Below are 16,597 nucleotides of genomic sequence, written 5' to 3'. Positions count from 1 at the left end.
GGCAAAATTCGGGGCAAAATGCCCCCACCCCAGATCTTTTTTGGACTCATCAGTTCAAATTTGCGTAGTTTAGGTTGTTTCTGGCGTCCTTAACGCCAATATGACCTTCAATATTTTGCGCGCGGAGGGGTGCGCTTTTCAAGACAGGGGCTAGCAGATGCGGCTTATTCCGTTTCTCACCGCACTAATTGTGACGGCATTTCTTTTTATGATCGTGGTTGAACGAGATCGCCTATTGGCGTTTGCAACAGGCACGCCAACCGAAACCGAGGCCGAAGAGGTCACGACTTCACCAAGCACAGACAGTGCAAACACTGCCGCGACCGGCGCTGAGACACTCGAAAAGGTCTCAGCCGCCGCATTGGTGCGCGTGGTCGTGGCGCACAGCCAAGCGCGTCAAATCGACAGCGCGGTTGTTTTACGTGGCGAAACAGAGGCGGATCGCGAAGTCGAGCTGCGCGCGGAGACAAGCGGATTGGTGGTGACCGAACCCTTGAGACGCGGCACCCATGTGACAGCCGGCCAAGAGATGTGTCGCCTAGATGTCGGCACCAGAGAAGCTGTTTTGGCAGAAGCCAAAGCGCGCCTGTTGGAGGCGAAAGCACGGATTCCTTCTGCTCAAGCATCGGTGCTGGAAGCAGAGGCGCGACTGGAAGAAGCCAAGATCAACGACAATGCCGCTCGCAAATTGTCTGAAGGAGGCTTTGCGTCCTCGACACGTGTTGCAAGCACTGCCGCAAGCGTGCGAGCTGCGGAGGCATCGATCCAGTCGGCCACGTCCGGGCTCGAAAGCACTCAAGCTGGAATCGAATCAGCCGAAGCTTTGGTGGCCGCTGCAGAACGTGAAATGGAGCGTGTTTCTATCGTGGCCCCGTTTGATGGCATCTTAGAAAGCAAGACCGCCGAGCTTGGCAGTCTGATGCAGCCCGGCAGCCTTTGTGGCACAGTCATGCGTCTGGATCCGATACGTGTCGTGGCATATGTCCCGGAAACCGAAGTGAACCGCGTCTACGAAGGCTCCTTGGCTGGTGCGCGGTTGACAACCGGTCAAGAGGTCTCGGGCCAAGTGACGTTTGTGTCACGTTCATCTGACCCCCTGACGCGTACGTTCCGGGTTGAGATTACAGTTCCAAACCCAGACCTAAAAATCCGCGACGGTCAGACGGCTGAAATCGCCATTTCTGCTGATGGGGTGAAGGCACATTTGGTGCCTCAGTCTGCGTTGACGCTGAATGATGACGGCACGCTGGGTGTCCGATTGGTTGATAAGACCAACACAGTCTTCTTCGCGGCCACCGAGGTGTTGCAAGATGGGACTGACGGAATCTGGGTTGGTGGCTTGCCCGAGGAGGCCGATGTGATTGTTGTGGGTCAAGAGTTTGTCACGGAAGGCGTACGTGTCGATCCAACGTTCCGGGAGTACGAACAATGACCGGCGCCATTACCTGGGCCTCTGAACGGGCCCGAATGATCCTCGCGTTCATCGCAATTTCTCTTGTGGTGGGCGCATTTTCTTACGCCAGCTTGCCCAAAGAGGGCGAGCCGGACATCGACATCCCGATCTTATATGTCTCGGTCAGCTACCCGGGTATTTCTGCTGAGGACGCAGAAAGCCTGCTGGTGAAGCCCATGGAAACCGAGACCGTCGATTTGGACGGTCTTGATCAAATGACAGGCATCGCAGCAGAGAACCATGCTTCCTTGTTGTTGGAGTTCGATTTCGGATGGGACAAAAGCGCAACGATTGCAGATGTGCGCGATGCGATGAATTCGGCGCAGTCAAAGTTCCCTGAGGGCGCTGAGCAATACACCATCACCGAAATCAACTTTTCCGAGTTTCCGATTGTCATCGTCAGCCTTTCTGGCGACGTGCCTGAACGTACTATGGCCCGTCTCGCAAAGGATTTGCAGGACGATTTTGAGGCGATTGATGCTGTGCTTGAAGCGGCCATTGCCGGCAACAGGGATGAAATGGTCGAAGTTGTGATCGACCCGCTGCGATTGGAATCCTACAACATCACTGCAGCCGAGGTGATCAATGTTGTTCGCAACAACAACCAGCTGATCGCAGCTGGCGAAATTGAAACCAATCAAGGTACATTTTCAGTCAAGATTCCGTCTTCGTTTGATGATGTAAGCGATATCTATGCCCTACCGGTGAAAACCAATGGGGACCGGATCATCACCCTCGGAGACCTTGCAGAGATCAATTTCACCTTTGAGGACCGCACCGGAACCGCGCGGTTTGACGGAGAAAAAACCGTTGCGCTGCAGATTGTCAAAGGCAAGGGCTACAACATCATCGACACGGTCGATCAGATTAAAGAGACGCTTGAGAAAGCCCAAGAAAGCTGGCCTGAGGAATTGAAAGCCGCAGTTGAGGTGGGCACATCCAATGACCAAAGCCGAACTGTCGGCTCTATGGTGAGTCAGCTGGAAGGCTCCGTGCTGACCGCAGTCGCGCTGGTTATGATTGTGGTTTTGGCCGCTTTGGGCAGCCGCGCGGCCATGTTGGTGGGCTTTGCTATTCCAGCCTCCTTCCTGCTGTGTTTTGCATTCCTTGCGCTGATGGGCGTGACAATCTCCAACATGGTGATGTTCGGCCTTATTCTGGCTGTGGGCATGCTGGTGGATGGCGCCATTGTGGTTGTGGAATACGCCGACAAACGCATCAAAGAGGGCACGGGCCCGATGCACGCTTATGTTGAGGCGGCGCAACGCATGTTCTGGCCGATTGTCAGTTCGACTGCGACAACACTTTGCGCCTTTTTGCCAATGCTGTTCTGGCCGGGTGTGCCGGGCGAATTTATGGGCATGTTGCCGGTCACAATGATCTTTGTTTTGTCAGCGTCCCTGCTGGTGGCGCTGATTTACCTGCCGGTGGTTGGCGGTATTTCCGGCCGTTTGAGCCGGATGTTTGATCGAGCGTCGCGTGTTCTGAAGGCGCGACTGCCGTGGGTGGTGCGCGCAGGTCTGGTACCCGTTGCGCTGTATGGCATGTTTGTCAGTGTCATGCAGATGCTCAATCCAGCGTATCTGTTGCCAGTAGACAGCGGCGGTGCAGCGCCCGTTGTTATTGGCTCTATTATGTTTGTTGCCTCTGCCTTTGCGGCCTCAATCACCCTAAGTGCGGCGGAAATTTCGTTCAAACGTAAGAAAGTCACGGCAGGGTTCCGTCACAATGCGTTTGGACACATGATCCGGTTCATAGTTGGCAATCCGGTGATGCCCATCGTAACAATCGCCAGTGTTATCTTTCTGGTGATGTCGGTGCTGACCTACTTCGGAGAGAACAGCAACGGCGTCGAATTTTTCGTCGACACAGAGCCAGAACAGGCCACTGCTTTGGTGCGCGCGCGCGGCAACCTGTCATTGACAGAAAAAGACGACATGGTACGCGCTGCCGAAGAGATCATCATGGCGCATCCTGCTGTGGTCAACGTGTTCTCCTTTGCCGGCGAAGGTGGTTTGGACACCGGTGGTCCGGGTGGCGGAGACTCTCCCCAAGATACAATCGGCCAAGTACAGTTTGAGATCATTCCATGGGATGAACGTCCCACGGTGCGAGAGAAGTGGTTTTTTGATTTGCTGGAACGCGAAGTCACTGCCCCTGCCTTTGACGGCAACAGGGTGCTTGACGAGCTTAATGCTGAGCTGGCGAAACTGTCCGGTTTCTTTGTGGAAACCAAACCCATTGAACAAGGCCCAGGATCAGGCAAACCAATCCATCTTCGATTGCGCGGTGACGGCTGGGACAGTTTGAATGCAGCGGCATTGGCGGCGCGCGACACCTTTGAGGCGACGCCAGGTTTGATCCTTGTCGAAGACACCTTGCCTCTGCCCGGTATCGATTGGCAGATCGATGTGGATGTGGCCAAAGCCGGACGTTATGGCGCAGATGTCGCCACAGTTGGCGCGATGGTGCAGCTTGTGACGCGCGGGATCTTGCTGGATACGATGCGGGTAAACAGCTCAGATGAAGAAATCGAAATCCGCCTGCGATTGCCCGATGAAGACCGCGTTCTGTCCACATTGGACACGATCAAAGTGCGCACCAACGAAGGTCTCGTGCCTTTGTCAAACTTCATCACGCGCGTGCCGGTGCCCAAACGCGCATCGATCAGCCGCATCGATCAGGAACGCTTCTACGATGTGAAAGCTGACATTGAACCGGGGCTGGTTAAGCTGGTGTCCGGGCAAGATGACACAAGCAGCGTGGCGGCATTGCTCAAATCGGTCCCAGAAGGTTCGGTTGCCGCAGGCCCCGTGGTCAGCACCGATACTGGAGAGACGTTTGAGATCCATACGTTGATTGATGCAACAAGCACGCAACAGGTTCAGACCGCGCTTGATGAGGGTGCACGCAAGGTACCGATCACCCCTTCAGAACGCACCGAATTTTTGACTGAATGGCTCAACACATCACCTTTTGATCGATCTGTGAGTTGGGAATGGACCGGCGATCAGGAAGAACAGGCCGAGTCTGCAGCCTTCTTGACCAGTGCGTTTTCAGCAGCGTTGGGGTTGATGTTTGTGATCCTTCTGGCGCAGTTCAACAGCTTCTACAACTCTGTGCTGGTGCTCTTGGCAGTGATCTTGTCCACGGCTGGTGTGCTTGTGGGCATGCTGGTGATGGATCAGACCTTCTCGATCATCATGACCGGTACCGGTATTGTGGCTTTGGCGGGGATTGTGGTGAACAACAACATTGTTCTGATCGACACCTATCAGGAATACAGTCAATACATGCCGCGCATTGATGCGATTGTGCGCACCGCGCAAAGCCGTATCCGCCCTGTTTTGCTGACAACAATCACCACAATGGCCGGTTTGGCCCCGATGATGTTTGGCCTGAGCCTTGATTTCATCAACGGCGGGTATTCGATCGACAGCCCGACGTCACTGTGGTGGAAACAACTGGCGACGGCAGTGGTGTTCGGTTTGGGCATCGCGACCGTGCTCACGCTCGTGTTCACGCCGTCAATGTTGGCGCTTCGGGTGTGGGCCAGCACATACTTTTCTTGGATGATGCGCCTATTGGCACGCATGTCCATGGGCCGGGCGTCGCGTGCGGGCGAAGATTGGGCTCTGCGCCGTGCTGCCCGCAAAGTGCACCATCCTGTACTGATGTGGGACGAAGACGACACACGTGATGGTTTGCCACCTTCCGTGGCGGACACATCGTTGAGAGCCAAGCAGGAGATTCAGCAGGTCAACTCTGATGATCTTGCGCCAGAAGTGGAAGCGCCCCGCATGGGGGACAAAAAGCCTGCCAATGACGAGCCAGACACCGGCGACGTCAAGGCGGCCGAGTAACCGCAACCACTGAGAACTAAAAAGCCCGCGCAGACCAGCGCGGGCTTTTTAATTTGAAGATACAATTGCAGGCGCTGTGTTCGTTCGATCGTTCCGCCGCAGTTACGCGGCGTCCTCATCTGCTTGCTGGCGGGTCCAGAGCTGGGCATAGCGACCATGTTTCTCCAGCAAAGTGCTGTGGGTGCCCTGCTCTACCACTTCGCCTTTTTCCAGCACCACAATCTGATCAGCTTCCGCAATTGTTGACAGACGGTGTGCGATGGTGATGACCGTGCGGCCCTCGCCTGCATGTGCCAGTGCTTCTTTGATGCCCTGTTCGGTTTCTGTGTCCAGCGCCGAGGTGGCTTCATCCAACAACAGGATCGGCGGGTTCTTCAACAGCGTCCGCGCAATCCCAACCCGCTGTTTTTCGCCACCGGAAAGTTTCAGGCCCCGTTCGCCCACCGCTGTTTCATACCCATCTGGCAGCGCTGCGATGAAATCATGAATCTGAGCAGCCTTGGCGGCCGCGACAATCTCTTCGTGCGTGGCGCCATCGCGCCCGTAAGCGATGTTGTAGCGGATGGTGTCGTTGAACAGCACTGTGTCTTGCGGCACAACGCCAATGACGTCATGCAGGCTCTCTTGGCTGACGTCACGCACATCTTGTCCGTCAATGCGCAGAGCGCCACCCTGCACATCATAAAATCGGAACAACAGACGTCCAATCGTGGACTTTCCAGATCCCGACGCGCCCACAATTGCAACAGTTTGACCGCCGGGCACTTCAAGACTGACACCGTTTAGGATTGTGCGTTCCGGTTCGTAACCGAAGTGCAAATCGTCAAGTTGAATGCGGCCTTCGGTGATGGCAATCGCCTTTGCGTTTGGCTTGTCAGCCACCTCGGAGGGTTGCTCAAGCAGGTCAAACATTTCCCCCATGTCCACAAGCGCCTGTCGGATTTCACGGTACACTGTGCCAAGGAAATTCAGCGGCATGGTGATCTGGATCATATAGGCATTGACCATCACAAAGTCGCCCACCGTCAGGTCGCCGTTCTGCACGCCTACAGCGGCCAAAACCATGACCATCACCAATCCTGAGGTGATCAAAAATGACTGCCCGAAGTTCAGGAAAGCCAAAGAATAAGAGGTCTTTAGCGCCGCCTCTTCATAGCCCGCCATGGCTGCATCATAGCGTGCGGCTTCGCGCTTCTCCGCACCGAAATATTTGACTGTTTCAAAGTTCAGAAGGCTGTCGATTGCCTTTTGGTTGGCGTCCGTGTCTTGATCATTCATCTTGCGGCGCAATTTCACGCGCCATTCAGTGACTTTGAACGTAAACCAAATGTAAATCGCAATGGTCACTCCGACCACTGCGAGGTAGCGCGCATCAAAAAGCCAGTAAAATATCGCTGAAATCATCAGCAACTCGAGCACCAAAGGCCCGATTGAGAACAACAAGAACCGCAGCAAAAACTCGACACCCTTCACGCCGCGTTCGATGATGCGGCTAAGGCCACCGGTCTTGCGGGTGATATGGTAGCGCATTGACAAGCGATGGATATGTTCAAAGGTCTCCAGCGCAAGTTGCCGCAAGGCGCGCTGTGCGACCTTGGCAAACACCGCGTCACGCAGCTGTTGAAATCCGTTGGTCAGAAGCCGGGTCATGCCGTAGGCCACCGTCAGCCCAACAGCGCCCAAAGCAAGCGGCGGCACACCCTCTCCAGCCAAAGCGTCCACAGCGCCTTTGTATAGCATGGGCGCATAGACAGCGATGGTCTTGGACGCCAGAAGCATCAGCAACGCCACGATAACCCGATACTTTACCCATGGCTTATCTGCGGGCCAAAGATACGGGGAAACCTTGCGGATGGTACGCCACCCAGAGCGCTGTTCGTTGCGTACCAGTTCCTCAGCCGAAGCCGTGTGCCATTGAGCCATTCTGCCTGCCTTGCGTTTTGGTGAGCGGGGCAAACTTAGTCACTGCAACAGGGACATGCCAGCCCCGTGTATGACTATTCTTCGGGAACCGTAAAGACTTGGCCTGGGTAGATCAGATCCGGATCACGTATCTTGTCTTGGTTGGCTTCAAACACTCGAAGGTAAAACTGGCCCTCGCCGTAGCGATCTCGTGCAATTGCCCAGAGAGAAGAGCCAGGTTGTACTGTCACAATTCTAACCGCGGCCGGGGCCTCCGCCGGTGTGGTATCTGGCTGCGTCACCGCGGCGATCACTGGTGCCGTTGCCGCTCCATCTCCAGCTGTGCGTGCCGCTTCGACAGCTGGCGCTTTGGGAGCCGACACCGCGACATCGCCTTCTGCGGCCTTTGGTGCATCAGCCGTTTGCGCTACACTGTCAGAGGAGGTTTCTTCGGTTGCCTCTGCCACAGGTTCTGCTGTGATTTCGACAGGCGCAGGGTCTGTGGGTGCCACTTCCGCCGCGACAACAGTGTCCTTTTCATCTGATGCTGGCGTTTCTGTTTGAGTGGCCGTTTGAAGCTGTGTCTCTTGCGCAGGAGGCGTTTGCACACTTTCAACAGCGGGCTCTTCTTCGGCCTGAGTTGTTGCGGCTTCATCCGCCTGAGCACGTGCCAGAGCGACCGTTTCGGGGGTCTCACGCTTAAACGGTGTCACCACCCGCGAGATCACTTTGCCGGTTTTGTCCACCTCATCTGCGCGCAACTCATAAAGACCTCCCGCCACATCCGTAAGCTCGCTGGACCATAGGCCCGCATCCGCTATCGCGCTTTCTGCAGCAAGAGTATTGTCCAGATAGAGACGCACAAAAAGGCCTGCATTGCCGCGACCGGAGACCATAACAGCCCCCGTATCAGTGTAACTGATCGAGTCGATGCTGACGGCTGCGAGAAGCTCCGGCGTGGCCTCAACTGGCGCTGCGGGTTGCACCACACGTACACCGTCGGAATCCGACACGATGACAGCAGGCGCCTTGGGTGCGGTGGCAACCTTCGCTTGTTCCTGCGCAACGGATTCTACGTCGGTAGCTGTCTCATTGCTATTGGGGACGGCGACAGCTGTTTCGAGTTCTGACGTTGCCGCATCGACACCACCTTGAACCGCACTAATATTTTCTTTTACAACAGGTTCTACGACTTCTTTAATGTCATTTACTGCCGTCTCAACAACTGAGTCACCGTCATCAACCCGCGCTTCAATCTCATCTGAACTCTGTGCAACAGCGCTTTCCTCAGACGGAACAACCGAGGCAGTTACAGCCAATATCGGCGCAACAATGACAGTGGCATCCGAAGGTATATCACCATCGTCACGACGCTCGACGAGGCTCAGGACTCGCGGCGCCTCACTTGGCTCGATGGTCAAAATAGCAGCGAACTTCCCAGAGGCATCTGTCGGCGCCAGAGCAATCTCTGCCCCATCCAGCAAAATGCCCAACATCGCATTCGGTGTGGCTGCCCCCGCGATCACCGTGTTGCCCTCTGCGTCGACGCGCACCAGATCAAACGTCGGTGACACCACCGGTACTGCAACGTCTTCTGCGACCTGCTCCGCAACGACAGCCGTTTCAATGTCCTCAGACGTCTCAGCAGTTGTCGCGGCATCCACGTTGGGGGTCGCTTCAGTTTCTAAGGGCTCTTCTGTTTCTACGGGCTCTTCTGTTGCGGTCACGCTGGAAACCGCTTCCACTGGCTGCGTTTCGTCTTGAACAACAGTTTCAACAGGCGCTGATGGCGCCTCCGTTTCTTGTTGCGGGGCCTCTACAGAGCGCTCAGATGGTGCCGGGTCGCTGCCGTCCAACGCGCCCGTCGAAACCAATGCAAAGACTGAAGCTCCCATCGCCACCACGATCCCGGCGACCCAAACCGCATTTCCACTGAGTATTGACGCTTTTTCACTCATCGCCGCTTATCCCCCGAAATCGGCTGCCATCTTGGTTGAGAGACCTTATCAACCAAGCTATGGGTGGTCAAAAGAGCATTGAACATATTGGAGAATTTCATGACCACGCGCTCGATTTGTGTCTTTTGCGGCTCACGTTCTGGTAATGATGCTGTGTATCAGACGGCGGCAGAAAGCTTTGGCGCGCTGTTTGCCGCCAAAGATTGGCGGCTGGTCTATGGCGCAGGTGACGTGGGTTTGATGGGCGCGGTGGCCAATGCAGCCCAAAAAGCGGGCGCTGAAACCTTCGGCGTGATCCCCACCCACCTTTTGGAATGGGAGGTCGGTAAAACGGACCTCACCAAGTTCATCGTGACTGAAAACATGCATGAGCGCAAAAAGGTCATGTTTATGAACAGCGACGCAATTGTGGTGTTGCCGGGCGGTGCAGGTTCGCTGGATGAGTTCTTTGAGGTGCTGACTTGGCGGCAGCTGGAGCTGCACGCCAAGCCCATTGTCCTGCTCAACATCAATGGATTTTGGGATCCATTGATTGGATTGGTGGATCACGTCATTGCGCAGGGTTTCGCAGACCCCACATTAAAAGACTTCATCACTGTTGCCACAGATGTTCCTGAACTTGTTACAGTGCTCGACAGGAATCTGGCCTGATACATCAGGCAGCGGCGGCTGTTGCTTCTTTTTGCTTGTCGATTTTGTGCTGGTCTTCGGTACGACCGGCACGCCAGTAGCTGGACAGATAAATCTGATCGCGGCCCACGCCGCGGTCGTTGCGATAATAGCTGCGCAGCGCCCGCATGGCGTCAAACTCACACGCGGTCCACACAAAGACATCCCCTGCGAGCCACGGCAGCGATTTGATGCGTTCGACCAATCTGCCCTCAGCTTTTTCAGGGGACGGCGTGACAACCCAATGCACTTCGACACCCGCGGGGAGCCCCAAATCCTGCTTGTCCGCCTCTGATGTGATTTCGATCACCGCGTAACCTTTGGCGGTTGATGGTAGCTGTAAAAAGTTACACATCAGTGCGGGAAATGCGGTCATGTCACCCGCCAGCAAAACCCAATCTGCTTCGGGACTGGCCATTTTTACGGTCCCCGGGCCGCCCACCAATATCTGGTCACCGACCTGTGCATTAAGCGCCCAATCTGTCGCTATGCCACCGCTGTCGCCATGCAAAGCAAAATCAACTGTCAAAACGCCTGCCGCCGGATCATAAGCGCGCACCGAATAGGTACGCATCACCGGGCGCTCAGGGTTGGTCCGGGGCGCATCTGGAAAGACAAACTTAACGTATCCACCTTCCCGCCCTTCAGGGAAGCCGTTCAGCCCGTCACCGCCCAAGTTAACACGCAACATATTCGGAGTGATGTGCTCGGTGCCCAGCACCTCGAGCATGCGCGGTTGTGGTTTTGCCATGACAGTTTCCTTACGAACGTTAGGGGTTTCAGCGTAGATATCGCTATCCGACAAAAATAATCAAGTACTTGGGTGCATTTTGAACCCAAAAGCCTAGCCGAGACCAATTTTGGTCTTGGCTCTGCCTATTTCATGTTGAAATGCGTGGTTGCGCGCCCGGACAGCCGGAGCTTTGCTTGCCACAACTCGCATTGACGCATCTCACCAAGCCGCTTTGCACGGAGATGTTTAGAGCTCTTTGGAAGAAATCTCGATCACCGTGATCTCGGGAACCACTCCAAATCTGACGGGCATGATCGAACAGCCAATCCCCCCTGACACAACCAAATCGCGCCCATCCTCGCGCACATGCCCGTAGGCGTAACGATTGCCATAGCGAGACGGTACAATCGGCGACCAGCCAAACAAGCGCACTTGTCCGCCATGTGTATGACCGGACAGCGTCAAGGATACACGTTTGGGCATTTTTGCAAAAATGTCGGGTTCATGCGCCATCATCACCACCGGCGCGCCGTCATCTGCAATCTGGTGGAGTGTTGCAGGCAGATCATCCAACCCGTCATACCGCCCTGCTCCGCGCACAATAGCCAATTGGTCTTCGAGGCCCGCAATCCAGATGCCAGCGGTTGGTATCTTGCGTGCCTCATTGGAGAGCACTGAAATGCCAACAGCATTTAGCGCGTCGGCATAGAGGTTGGGACCAGCCCCCCTTTTTTGTGCATCCGGATCATCCCACCAGTCGTGATTTCCAAGCACTGCAAAAACGCCGTGCGGCGCTTGTAGTTTGCTGAGTATCGGCGCGACCTCCGCAATGGGTACATGACGGGTCACAAAGCGATGCCCGGCGGCGTAGTCGCCAAGCAATAGGATCATATCCGCACCTAACGCGTTGGCGCGTTTGACCAGACGCTCTATCCGATGTGTCCCGATGTAGGGCTCGCCAACATGCAAGTCCGCCAATACCGCAATTTTCAGCGGTGGTGCGGTCCAGTCGTCCCGTCTGATGCGCCAACGCTTTACGCGCAGTCGAAGCGCGGGCTCTACAAAAAAGCCATAGGTGGCCGCAAAAAGGCCTGCCAGGATCACTCCCAGCAGGCCTTTTAAGAAACCTCTACGGGTCAAACGATCACATCCGGGATGCGACGTTCTCCCAGTTCACAAGGTTGTCCAAGAAGTTGGTCAGGTAAACAGGACGCTTGTTGCGGAAGTCGATGTAGTAGGAGTGCTCCCATACATCACAACCCAGAAGCGCCGTCTGACCGAAGCACAGCGGGTTCACGCCGTTTTCGGTTTTTGTCACTGCCAGGGAACCGTCGGCGTTTTTCACAAGCCAAGCCCAACCGGAGCCGAACTGACCAGCACCTGCTGCGGAGAACTGAGACTTGAATTCGTCAACGGAACCAAATGCCTCAACCAGCGCTTTTTCCAGCTCACCGGGCATAGCGGATGTGCCTGGGCCCATCATTTCCCAGAACTGATTGTGGTTCCACAGCTGAGAGATGTTGTTGAAGATGCCGTTTTGGGCAACTGCATTGGCGTCGTAGGTGCCAACAATGATCTCTTCGAGCGTTTTGCCGTCCCACTCGGTGCCGGCGATGGCAGCGTTGCCATTGGTCACATATGCATTGTGGTGCAGATCGTGGTGGAATTCCAGCGTCTCTGCGGACATGCCTTTGTCGGCCAGAGCGTCGTGGGCATATGGAAGATCAGGGAGTTCAAAAGCCATTGCAGCATCCTCTTCTGTTGCGCGAGTTATCTTTGCTGACAGATGGGGGCGAATGATAGGTAAGGTCAAGGGCAAAGGCGCATCTTCTTAGATCGAAGGCACGTACAACGAGAGTTTCAGGCGCGTCTTTGCAGACCAATCTGGCACATCGCAGGTGGTAAGGACGCTGTTGCGGTCCAAAACCGAGGCATTCAGGTGCGGGTGTTTGCGTTCATTGTGCCGACAAGGCCCCCGTTTCTTTGGCGGGACGCTGACTGAGAAACCCCCGCCCCGTTTCAAGACGTTGCGTGAAACCCAACCTCGCCGCCGGATGTCGCGGAGACAGACAAAAGATCGAACACGTACTGACCAACGGATCGGAAACAGATCACTTCAAAGCTGCCGTCTGCATTGCCCCAAATGGCCGCGGGCACCTGCGCCATACGGGAGCGGCGGATGTCCCCGGCAGCAAAAACGTCTGGGCTGAAATCAACCGGTGCCAGTTTGGCCAGCACATCGCGGCTGCTGTCACCGGACACCCGAAACACAGCACGGGCGTCCGACACATTGGCTACCAGAGCATGGGAGCCGGACAAAGCATCTGTGAGTGCGGCCACAGTTTTGGTGACCGTATCGTAGTCAACAATGATCAACAGTTCATCAGGTGACATCCACGCCGCCGCCCCTTTGGCACCATCCATCACTTTGCGCTGAGCGGGCATATCCGCCCCCGTTACCGTTTTCACGGCCGTCGCCATCTCTTTGCTCATCAAATCGCCGCGCACCGTGATCATGCCGCGCAGGCCAGTGTCTTCGACTTTGGCAAAACCTTCAAAAATTGCCCCATCAAGGGCGCTCACAGCCTTAGACATTCTGCTTCTCCCCGTCTTTGTCATAAAACACCGGATCAACCACTTTGGCCTTCACCGTGCTGCCGTCCACCTTGTTAAATTCTACCACCTCACCCATACGGTCTGGGCCGTGATGCAAAAGGCCCATGGCAATGCCACGATCCAGCGTTGGCGAATAGTAAGTAGAAGTCACACGGCCCTGCACATTGCGCTGACCATTGGCATTGGTGCCGTTGGCCACGATGTAGGAGCCGTCCGGAATGACCGAGCCATCCAGTGTTTCAAACCCGGCCAATTTCCAGCGTTCTGGGCTGGCCATGTGGTCGCGCAGCTGCGCACGCTTGCCAAGGAAGTCTTCCTTCTTCTTGGAAATTGCCCACTGCAAGTTCAGATCCTGTGGGATCACGGTGCCGTCAGTTTCGTCACCAATCATGATGAACCCTTTTTCGGCGCGCATCACGTGCAACCCTTCGGTGCCATAAGGCATGATGCCGAACTCTTCGCCTGCTTCTAAAAGCGCATCCCAGAACGCGCGGCCCTGGCTGGCGGGTACGGCAATCTCGTAGGACAATTCACCAGAAAACGAAATACGATAGGCGCGTGCTTCAAAGTCACCAATCTTGCCGTCTTTCCACGACATAAAGGCCAAGGCTTCTTTGGAGACATCCATCTCGCCGCCGAGCTTTTCGATGACTTTACGGGCATTTGGGCCCACCACAGCGATCTGCGCATATTGCTCAGTCACATTGGCGGTGTAGACGTTCCAGTCCCACCATTCGCATTGCAGCCAGTCTTCCATCCAACCGTGGATGCGCTCGGCCCCGCCGGTGGTGGTGTGGCACAGAAACGTGTCCTCATCGATGCGCGCAACCACGCCGTCATCCATGAGGAAACCGTTTTCGTTGCACATCAAGCCATAGCGACATTTCCCAACCTTCAGCGTGCTCATCATGTTGGTGTAAAGCATGTCGAGGAATTTGCCCGCGTCCGCGCCCTTCACGATGATTTTGCCAAGGGTCGAGGCATCCAGAAGACCAACGGATTTGCGAGTCTGGTTGATCTCGCGTGTCACCGCATCCGCATGGCTTTCCTCGCCACGTGGGAAACAATAAGGGCGGCGCCACTGACCGACCGGTTCAAAGAACGCGCCGTTCTCTTCGTGCCAGTCATGGATCGGCGTGCGGCGCACCGGTTGAAACACGTCGGCGCGCGCCTCGCCAGCAATCGCTCCCATGGAGATTGGTGTGTAGGGAGGGCGGAAGGTGGTGGTGCCAGTGGCTGGAATTGGCTGATTAAGTGCATCAGAAAGCACCGCCAGACCATTGATATTACTTAACTTACCTTGATCTGTGGCCATGCCCAATGTGGTGTAGCGTTTGGTGTGTTCAACGCTTTCGTAGCCCTCTTGCGCAGCCAGTCGCACATCCGAGACCTTCACATCGTTCTGATAATCCAGCCATGCTTTCATACGCAGCTTTGGCCCCGCGCCCTGCGGCATAAGCCACACAGGCTGCATGGGCGCTTCCTCCGTCGCCTCAGCTTTTGGGGTGTCTTGCGAAGGGGCGTCAAAGCCTGCGGCCTTGGCCGCCGCTGCGCCCGCGGATTGGCCATCTGCCAACACCGCATTCAGGTGCAAGGGCCCGCTGGCGCTGCCTGCTGTGACCACAAACGCACGGCCATCGTGGCTTGTGGGCGCGCGCTCTGGATCAGGGCGGAAATGCGCTTGGGCATCATCCCAGATCAGCTTGCCACCACAATGCGACCACAGATGCACCACCGGGGACCAACCACCGGACATGGCCACCGCGTCACATTTGATCTCTTCTAGTGCGGCACCTTCGCCTGCCTGAGAACAGATCTCCACGCCGGTCACACGTTTGCCGCCTTTGACTTTCGCGATCGCCTTGCCAACATCTACACGGATGCCAAGGCTCTTGGCTTCTTCCATCAAAGCACCACCGCCAGATGCGCGCGCATCCAGGATAACAGGCACATCAAGGCCCGCCTTTTTCAGGGCAATCGCAGTGCGATAGGCGTCATCATTGTTGGTGACAACAACGGTGCGATCACCAGCCGAAACGCCGAAATTCTCAACGTAGTCGCGCAGCGCAGCCGCCAGCATGACACCGGGAATGTCGTTTCCAGCAAAAGATAGCGGGCGTTCGATCGCGCCGGTCGCGGTCACAATCTGCTTGGCACGGATGCGCCACAGACGGTGGCGTGGGCCATCCAGAAAGGGCGCATGATCGGTCAGGCGCTCATAGCCCAGCACGTAGCCGTGGTCATAGACCCCAGCCCCCATCATGCGGTTTCTGAGCGTGACATTCTCCATTGCCGTGAGCTCGGCCACGGTGGCCTCAATGAAATCAGCAACGGGCGCGCCCTCAACCGTGCCACCATCCACAGGAGCGCGGCCCCCCCAATGGGCGGTCTGTTCCACCAGAAGGACCTTGGCACCCGCCTGCCCGGCTGCTTTGGCAGCTTGCAGACCAGCAATACCGCCGCCCACAACAACCACGTCAAAGAAGGCGTAGAAGTGCTCGTAACGGTCTGCGTCCCGGTCTTTGGGGGCTTTGCCCAAACCTGCGGATTGGCGCACGATGGGTTCAAACACATGTTTCCATGCGGCTGCAGGCGCCATGAAGGTTTTGTAGTAAAACCCTGCGGGCAGAAAACGCGCCGCATAGTTGTTGGCCACACCAATATCGAATTCCAGTGACGGCCAGTGGTTCTGCGAGGTGCAGGTCAGCCCGTCAAACAATTCGGTTGTGGTCGCGCGTTGGTTGGGCTCAAACTCGCCATCTTTGCCCATATTCATGAGCGCATTGGGTTCTTCTGCGCCTGAGGCCACCACGCCACGTGGGCGGTGGTATTTGAACGAGCGGCCCATCATCATCTGGTCATTGGCCAGCAGTGCTGAGGCCAATGTGTCGCCTTCAAATCCGGTGAACTGTTTGCCGTTAAAGGAGAATGTCACCTGTTTGGCTTTGTTCAAAAGCCGCCCGCCGGTGGTCAGACGTGTGCTCATGAGAATTCCCTCCACGACCAATTTGGAATTTTGGCCGAGATCTTGTCTTTGATATCTTGTGGCGGCTCCAGCGTTTGCGCAGCATAAGTGCCAAAGACCTCCAGCGTGGTGGTAGACCGCGCGGCATGGAAAAACTTGCCGCAGCCGTTGGAATGCCGCCAGCGCTCAAAATGCACGCCTTTGGGGTTTTCGCGCATGAAGAGATAGCTCTCGAAGTCCGCGTCATCAGAGCCGGGGCCATAGCGTTTAAGATGGGCTTCGCCTTCGGCGTGAAGCTCGGTTTCCTCGGCCCAGACGCCGCAATAAGGGCATTGAAGGATTAGCATTTTGCGGTCTCCCAAGAAGTGCGGAGGGCAGCGCCCGATCCGAGGGTGGGTGCGAAGCGCCCGCCCGTGGGGGCGGATCGGGCGCTGCCCG

The 16,597-nt window shown here is 56.1% G+C and carries 11 protein-coding genes; 3 read left to right on the top strand and 8 right to left on the bottom strand.

All coding sequences use genetic code 11. The features are described 5' to 3' along the window. Nucleotides 1–157 precede the first annotated feature (157 nt). Together ABWV47_RS00260 and ABWV47_RS00255 are read left to right on the top strand one after the other, a co-directional pair. Nucleotides 158–1,432: an efflux RND transporter periplasmic adaptor subunit gene (locus ABWV47_RS00260; RefSeq protein ID WP_353307822.1), complete on the top strand. Its 1,275-nt coding sequence runs from the start codon at nucleotides 158–160 to the stop codon at nucleotides 1,430–1,432. Next, complete coding sequence (locus ABWV47_RS00255; RefSeq protein WP_353307821.1) at nucleotides 1,429–5,316, top strand: efflux RND transporter permease subunit; 3,888 nt, start codon at nucleotides 1,429–1,431, stop codon at nucleotides 5,314–5,316. Before ABWV47_RS00260 ends, ABWV47_RS00255 begins: the two co-directional genes overlap by 4 nt. 102 nt (nucleotides 5,317–5,418) lie before the next feature. On the opposite strand, the gene ABWV47_RS00250 is transcribed toward ABWV47_RS00255, so the two are convergent. Together ABWV47_RS00250 and ABWV47_RS00245 are read right to left on the bottom strand one after the other, a co-directional pair. Beyond that, the gene (locus tag ABWV47_RS00250; protein ID WP_353307820.1) at nucleotides 5,419–7,239 is read right to left on the bottom strand and encodes an ABCB family ABC transporter ATP-binding protein/permease; all 1,821 of its coding nucleotides are present in this window, start codon (nucleotides 7,237–7,239) and stop codon (nucleotides 5,419–5,421) included. A 74-nt stretch (nucleotides 7,240–7,313) separates the two neighbouring features. Next, nucleotides 7,314–9,176, bottom strand: coding sequence for a LysM peptidoglycan-binding domain-containing protein (locus tag ABWV47_RS00245; RefSeq protein WP_353307819.1), 1,863 nt, complete (start codon nucleotides 9,174–9,176; stop codon nucleotides 7,314–7,316). Between the two features lie 99 nt (nucleotides 9,177–9,275). Between ABWV47_RS00245 and ABWV47_RS00240 the strand changes: the two genes are divergently transcribed. Then, on the top strand, nucleotides 9,276–9,827 hold the full coding sequence (locus ABWV47_RS00240) for an LOG family protein (RefSeq protein WP_353307818.1): 552 nt from the start codon (nucleotides 9,276–9,278) through the stop codon (nucleotides 9,825–9,827). A 4-nt stretch (nucleotides 9,828–9,831) separates the two neighbouring features. On the opposite strand, the gene ABWV47_RS00235 is transcribed toward ABWV47_RS00240, so the two are convergent. The 6 genes from ABWV47_RS00235 to ABWV47_RS00210 form a co-directional block, all read right to left on the bottom strand. Further along, complete coding sequence (locus ABWV47_RS00235) at nucleotides 9,832–10,596, bottom strand: siderophore-interacting protein (RefSeq protein WP_353307816.1); 765 nt, start codon at nucleotides 10,594–10,596, stop codon at nucleotides 9,832–9,834. A 228-nt stretch (nucleotides 10,597–10,824) separates the two neighbouring features. Next, nucleotides 10,825–11,718, bottom strand: coding sequence for a metallophosphoesterase (locus ABWV47_RS00230; protein ID WP_353307815.1), 894 nt, complete (start codon nucleotides 11,716–11,718; stop codon nucleotides 10,825–10,827). A gap of 4 nt (nucleotides 11,719–11,722) precedes the next feature. Beyond that, nucleotides 11,723–12,322: a superoxide dismutase gene (locus tag ABWV47_RS00225; protein ID WP_353307814.1), complete on the bottom strand. Its 600-nt coding sequence runs from the start codon at nucleotides 12,320–12,322 to the stop codon at nucleotides 11,723–11,725. A 275-nt stretch (nucleotides 12,323–12,597) separates the two neighbouring features. After that, nucleotides 12,598–13,173: a sarcosine oxidase subunit gamma gene (locus ABWV47_RS00220; RefSeq protein WP_353307813.1), complete on the bottom strand. Its 576-nt coding sequence runs from the start codon at nucleotides 13,171–13,173 to the stop codon at nucleotides 12,598–12,600. Continuing rightward, entirely contained in the window at nucleotides 13,166–16,180 is a 3,015-nt protein-coding gene (locus ABWV47_RS00215) for a sarcosine oxidase subunit alpha family protein (protein ID WP_353307812.1), read from the bottom strand. Before ABWV47_RS00215 ends, ABWV47_RS00220 begins: the two co-directional genes overlap by 8 nt. Continuing rightward, nucleotides 16,177–16,506, bottom strand: a complete 330-nt coding sequence (locus tag ABWV47_RS00210; protein WP_353307811.1) for a sarcosine oxidase subunit delta — start codon at nucleotides 16,504–16,506, stop codon at nucleotides 16,177–16,179. Before ABWV47_RS00210 ends, ABWV47_RS00215 begins: the two co-directional genes overlap by 4 nt. Nucleotides 16,507–16,597: the final 91 nt, after the last annotated feature.

Origin of the sequence: Shimia sp. NS0008-38b (assembly GCF_040370365.1) — a bacterium.
Taxonomy (GTDB): domain Bacteria; phylum Pseudomonadota; class Alphaproteobacteria; order Rhodobacterales; family Rhodobacteraceae; genus Shimia.
The sequence above is the reverse complement of the archived record's forward strand: the minus strand, read 5'-3'. Positions and strand labels throughout refer to the sequence as shown.

Excerpts from the sequence above, each read along its gene's own strand:
- ABWV47_RS00225 (WP_353307814.1), bottom strand. The coding sequence starts at position 12,322 with ATGGCTTTTGAACTCCCTGATCTTCCATATGCCCACGACGCTCTGGCC.
- ABWV47_RS00250 (WP_353307820.1), bottom strand. The coding sequence starts at position 7,239 with ATGGCTCAATGGCACACGGCTTCGGCTGAGGAACTGGTACGCAACGAA.
- ABWV47_RS00260 (WP_353307822.1), top strand. The coding sequence starts at position 158 with ATGCGGCTTATTCCGTTTCTCACCGCACTAATTGTGACGGCATTTCTT.
- ABWV47_RS00210 (WP_353307811.1), bottom strand. The coding sequence starts at position 16,506 with ATGCTAATCCTTCAATGCCCTTATTGCGGCGTCTGGGCCGAGGAAACC.
- ABWV47_RS00245 (WP_353307819.1), bottom strand. The coding sequence starts at position 9,176 with ATGAGTGAAAAAGCGTCAATACTCAGTGGAAATGCGGTTTGGGTCGCC.
- ABWV47_RS00235 (WP_353307816.1), bottom strand. The coding sequence starts at position 10,596 with ATGGCAAAACCACAACCGCGCATGCTCGAGGTGCTGGGCACCGAGCAC.
- ABWV47_RS00215 (WP_353307812.1), bottom strand. The coding sequence starts at position 16,180 with ATGAGCACACGTCTGACCACCGGCGGGCGGCTTTTGAACAAAGCCAAA.
- ABWV47_RS00240 (WP_353307818.1), top strand. The coding sequence starts at position 9,276 with ATGACCACGCGCTCGATTTGTGTCTTTTGCGGCTCACGTTCTGGTAAT.
- ABWV47_RS00255 (WP_353307821.1), top strand. The coding sequence starts at position 1,429 with ATGACCGGCGCCATTACCTGGGCCTCTGAACGGGCCCGAATGATCCTC.
- ABWV47_RS00220 (WP_353307813.1), bottom strand. The coding sequence starts at position 13,173 with ATGTCTAAGGCTGTGAGCGCCCTTGATGGGGCAATTTTTGAAGGTTTT.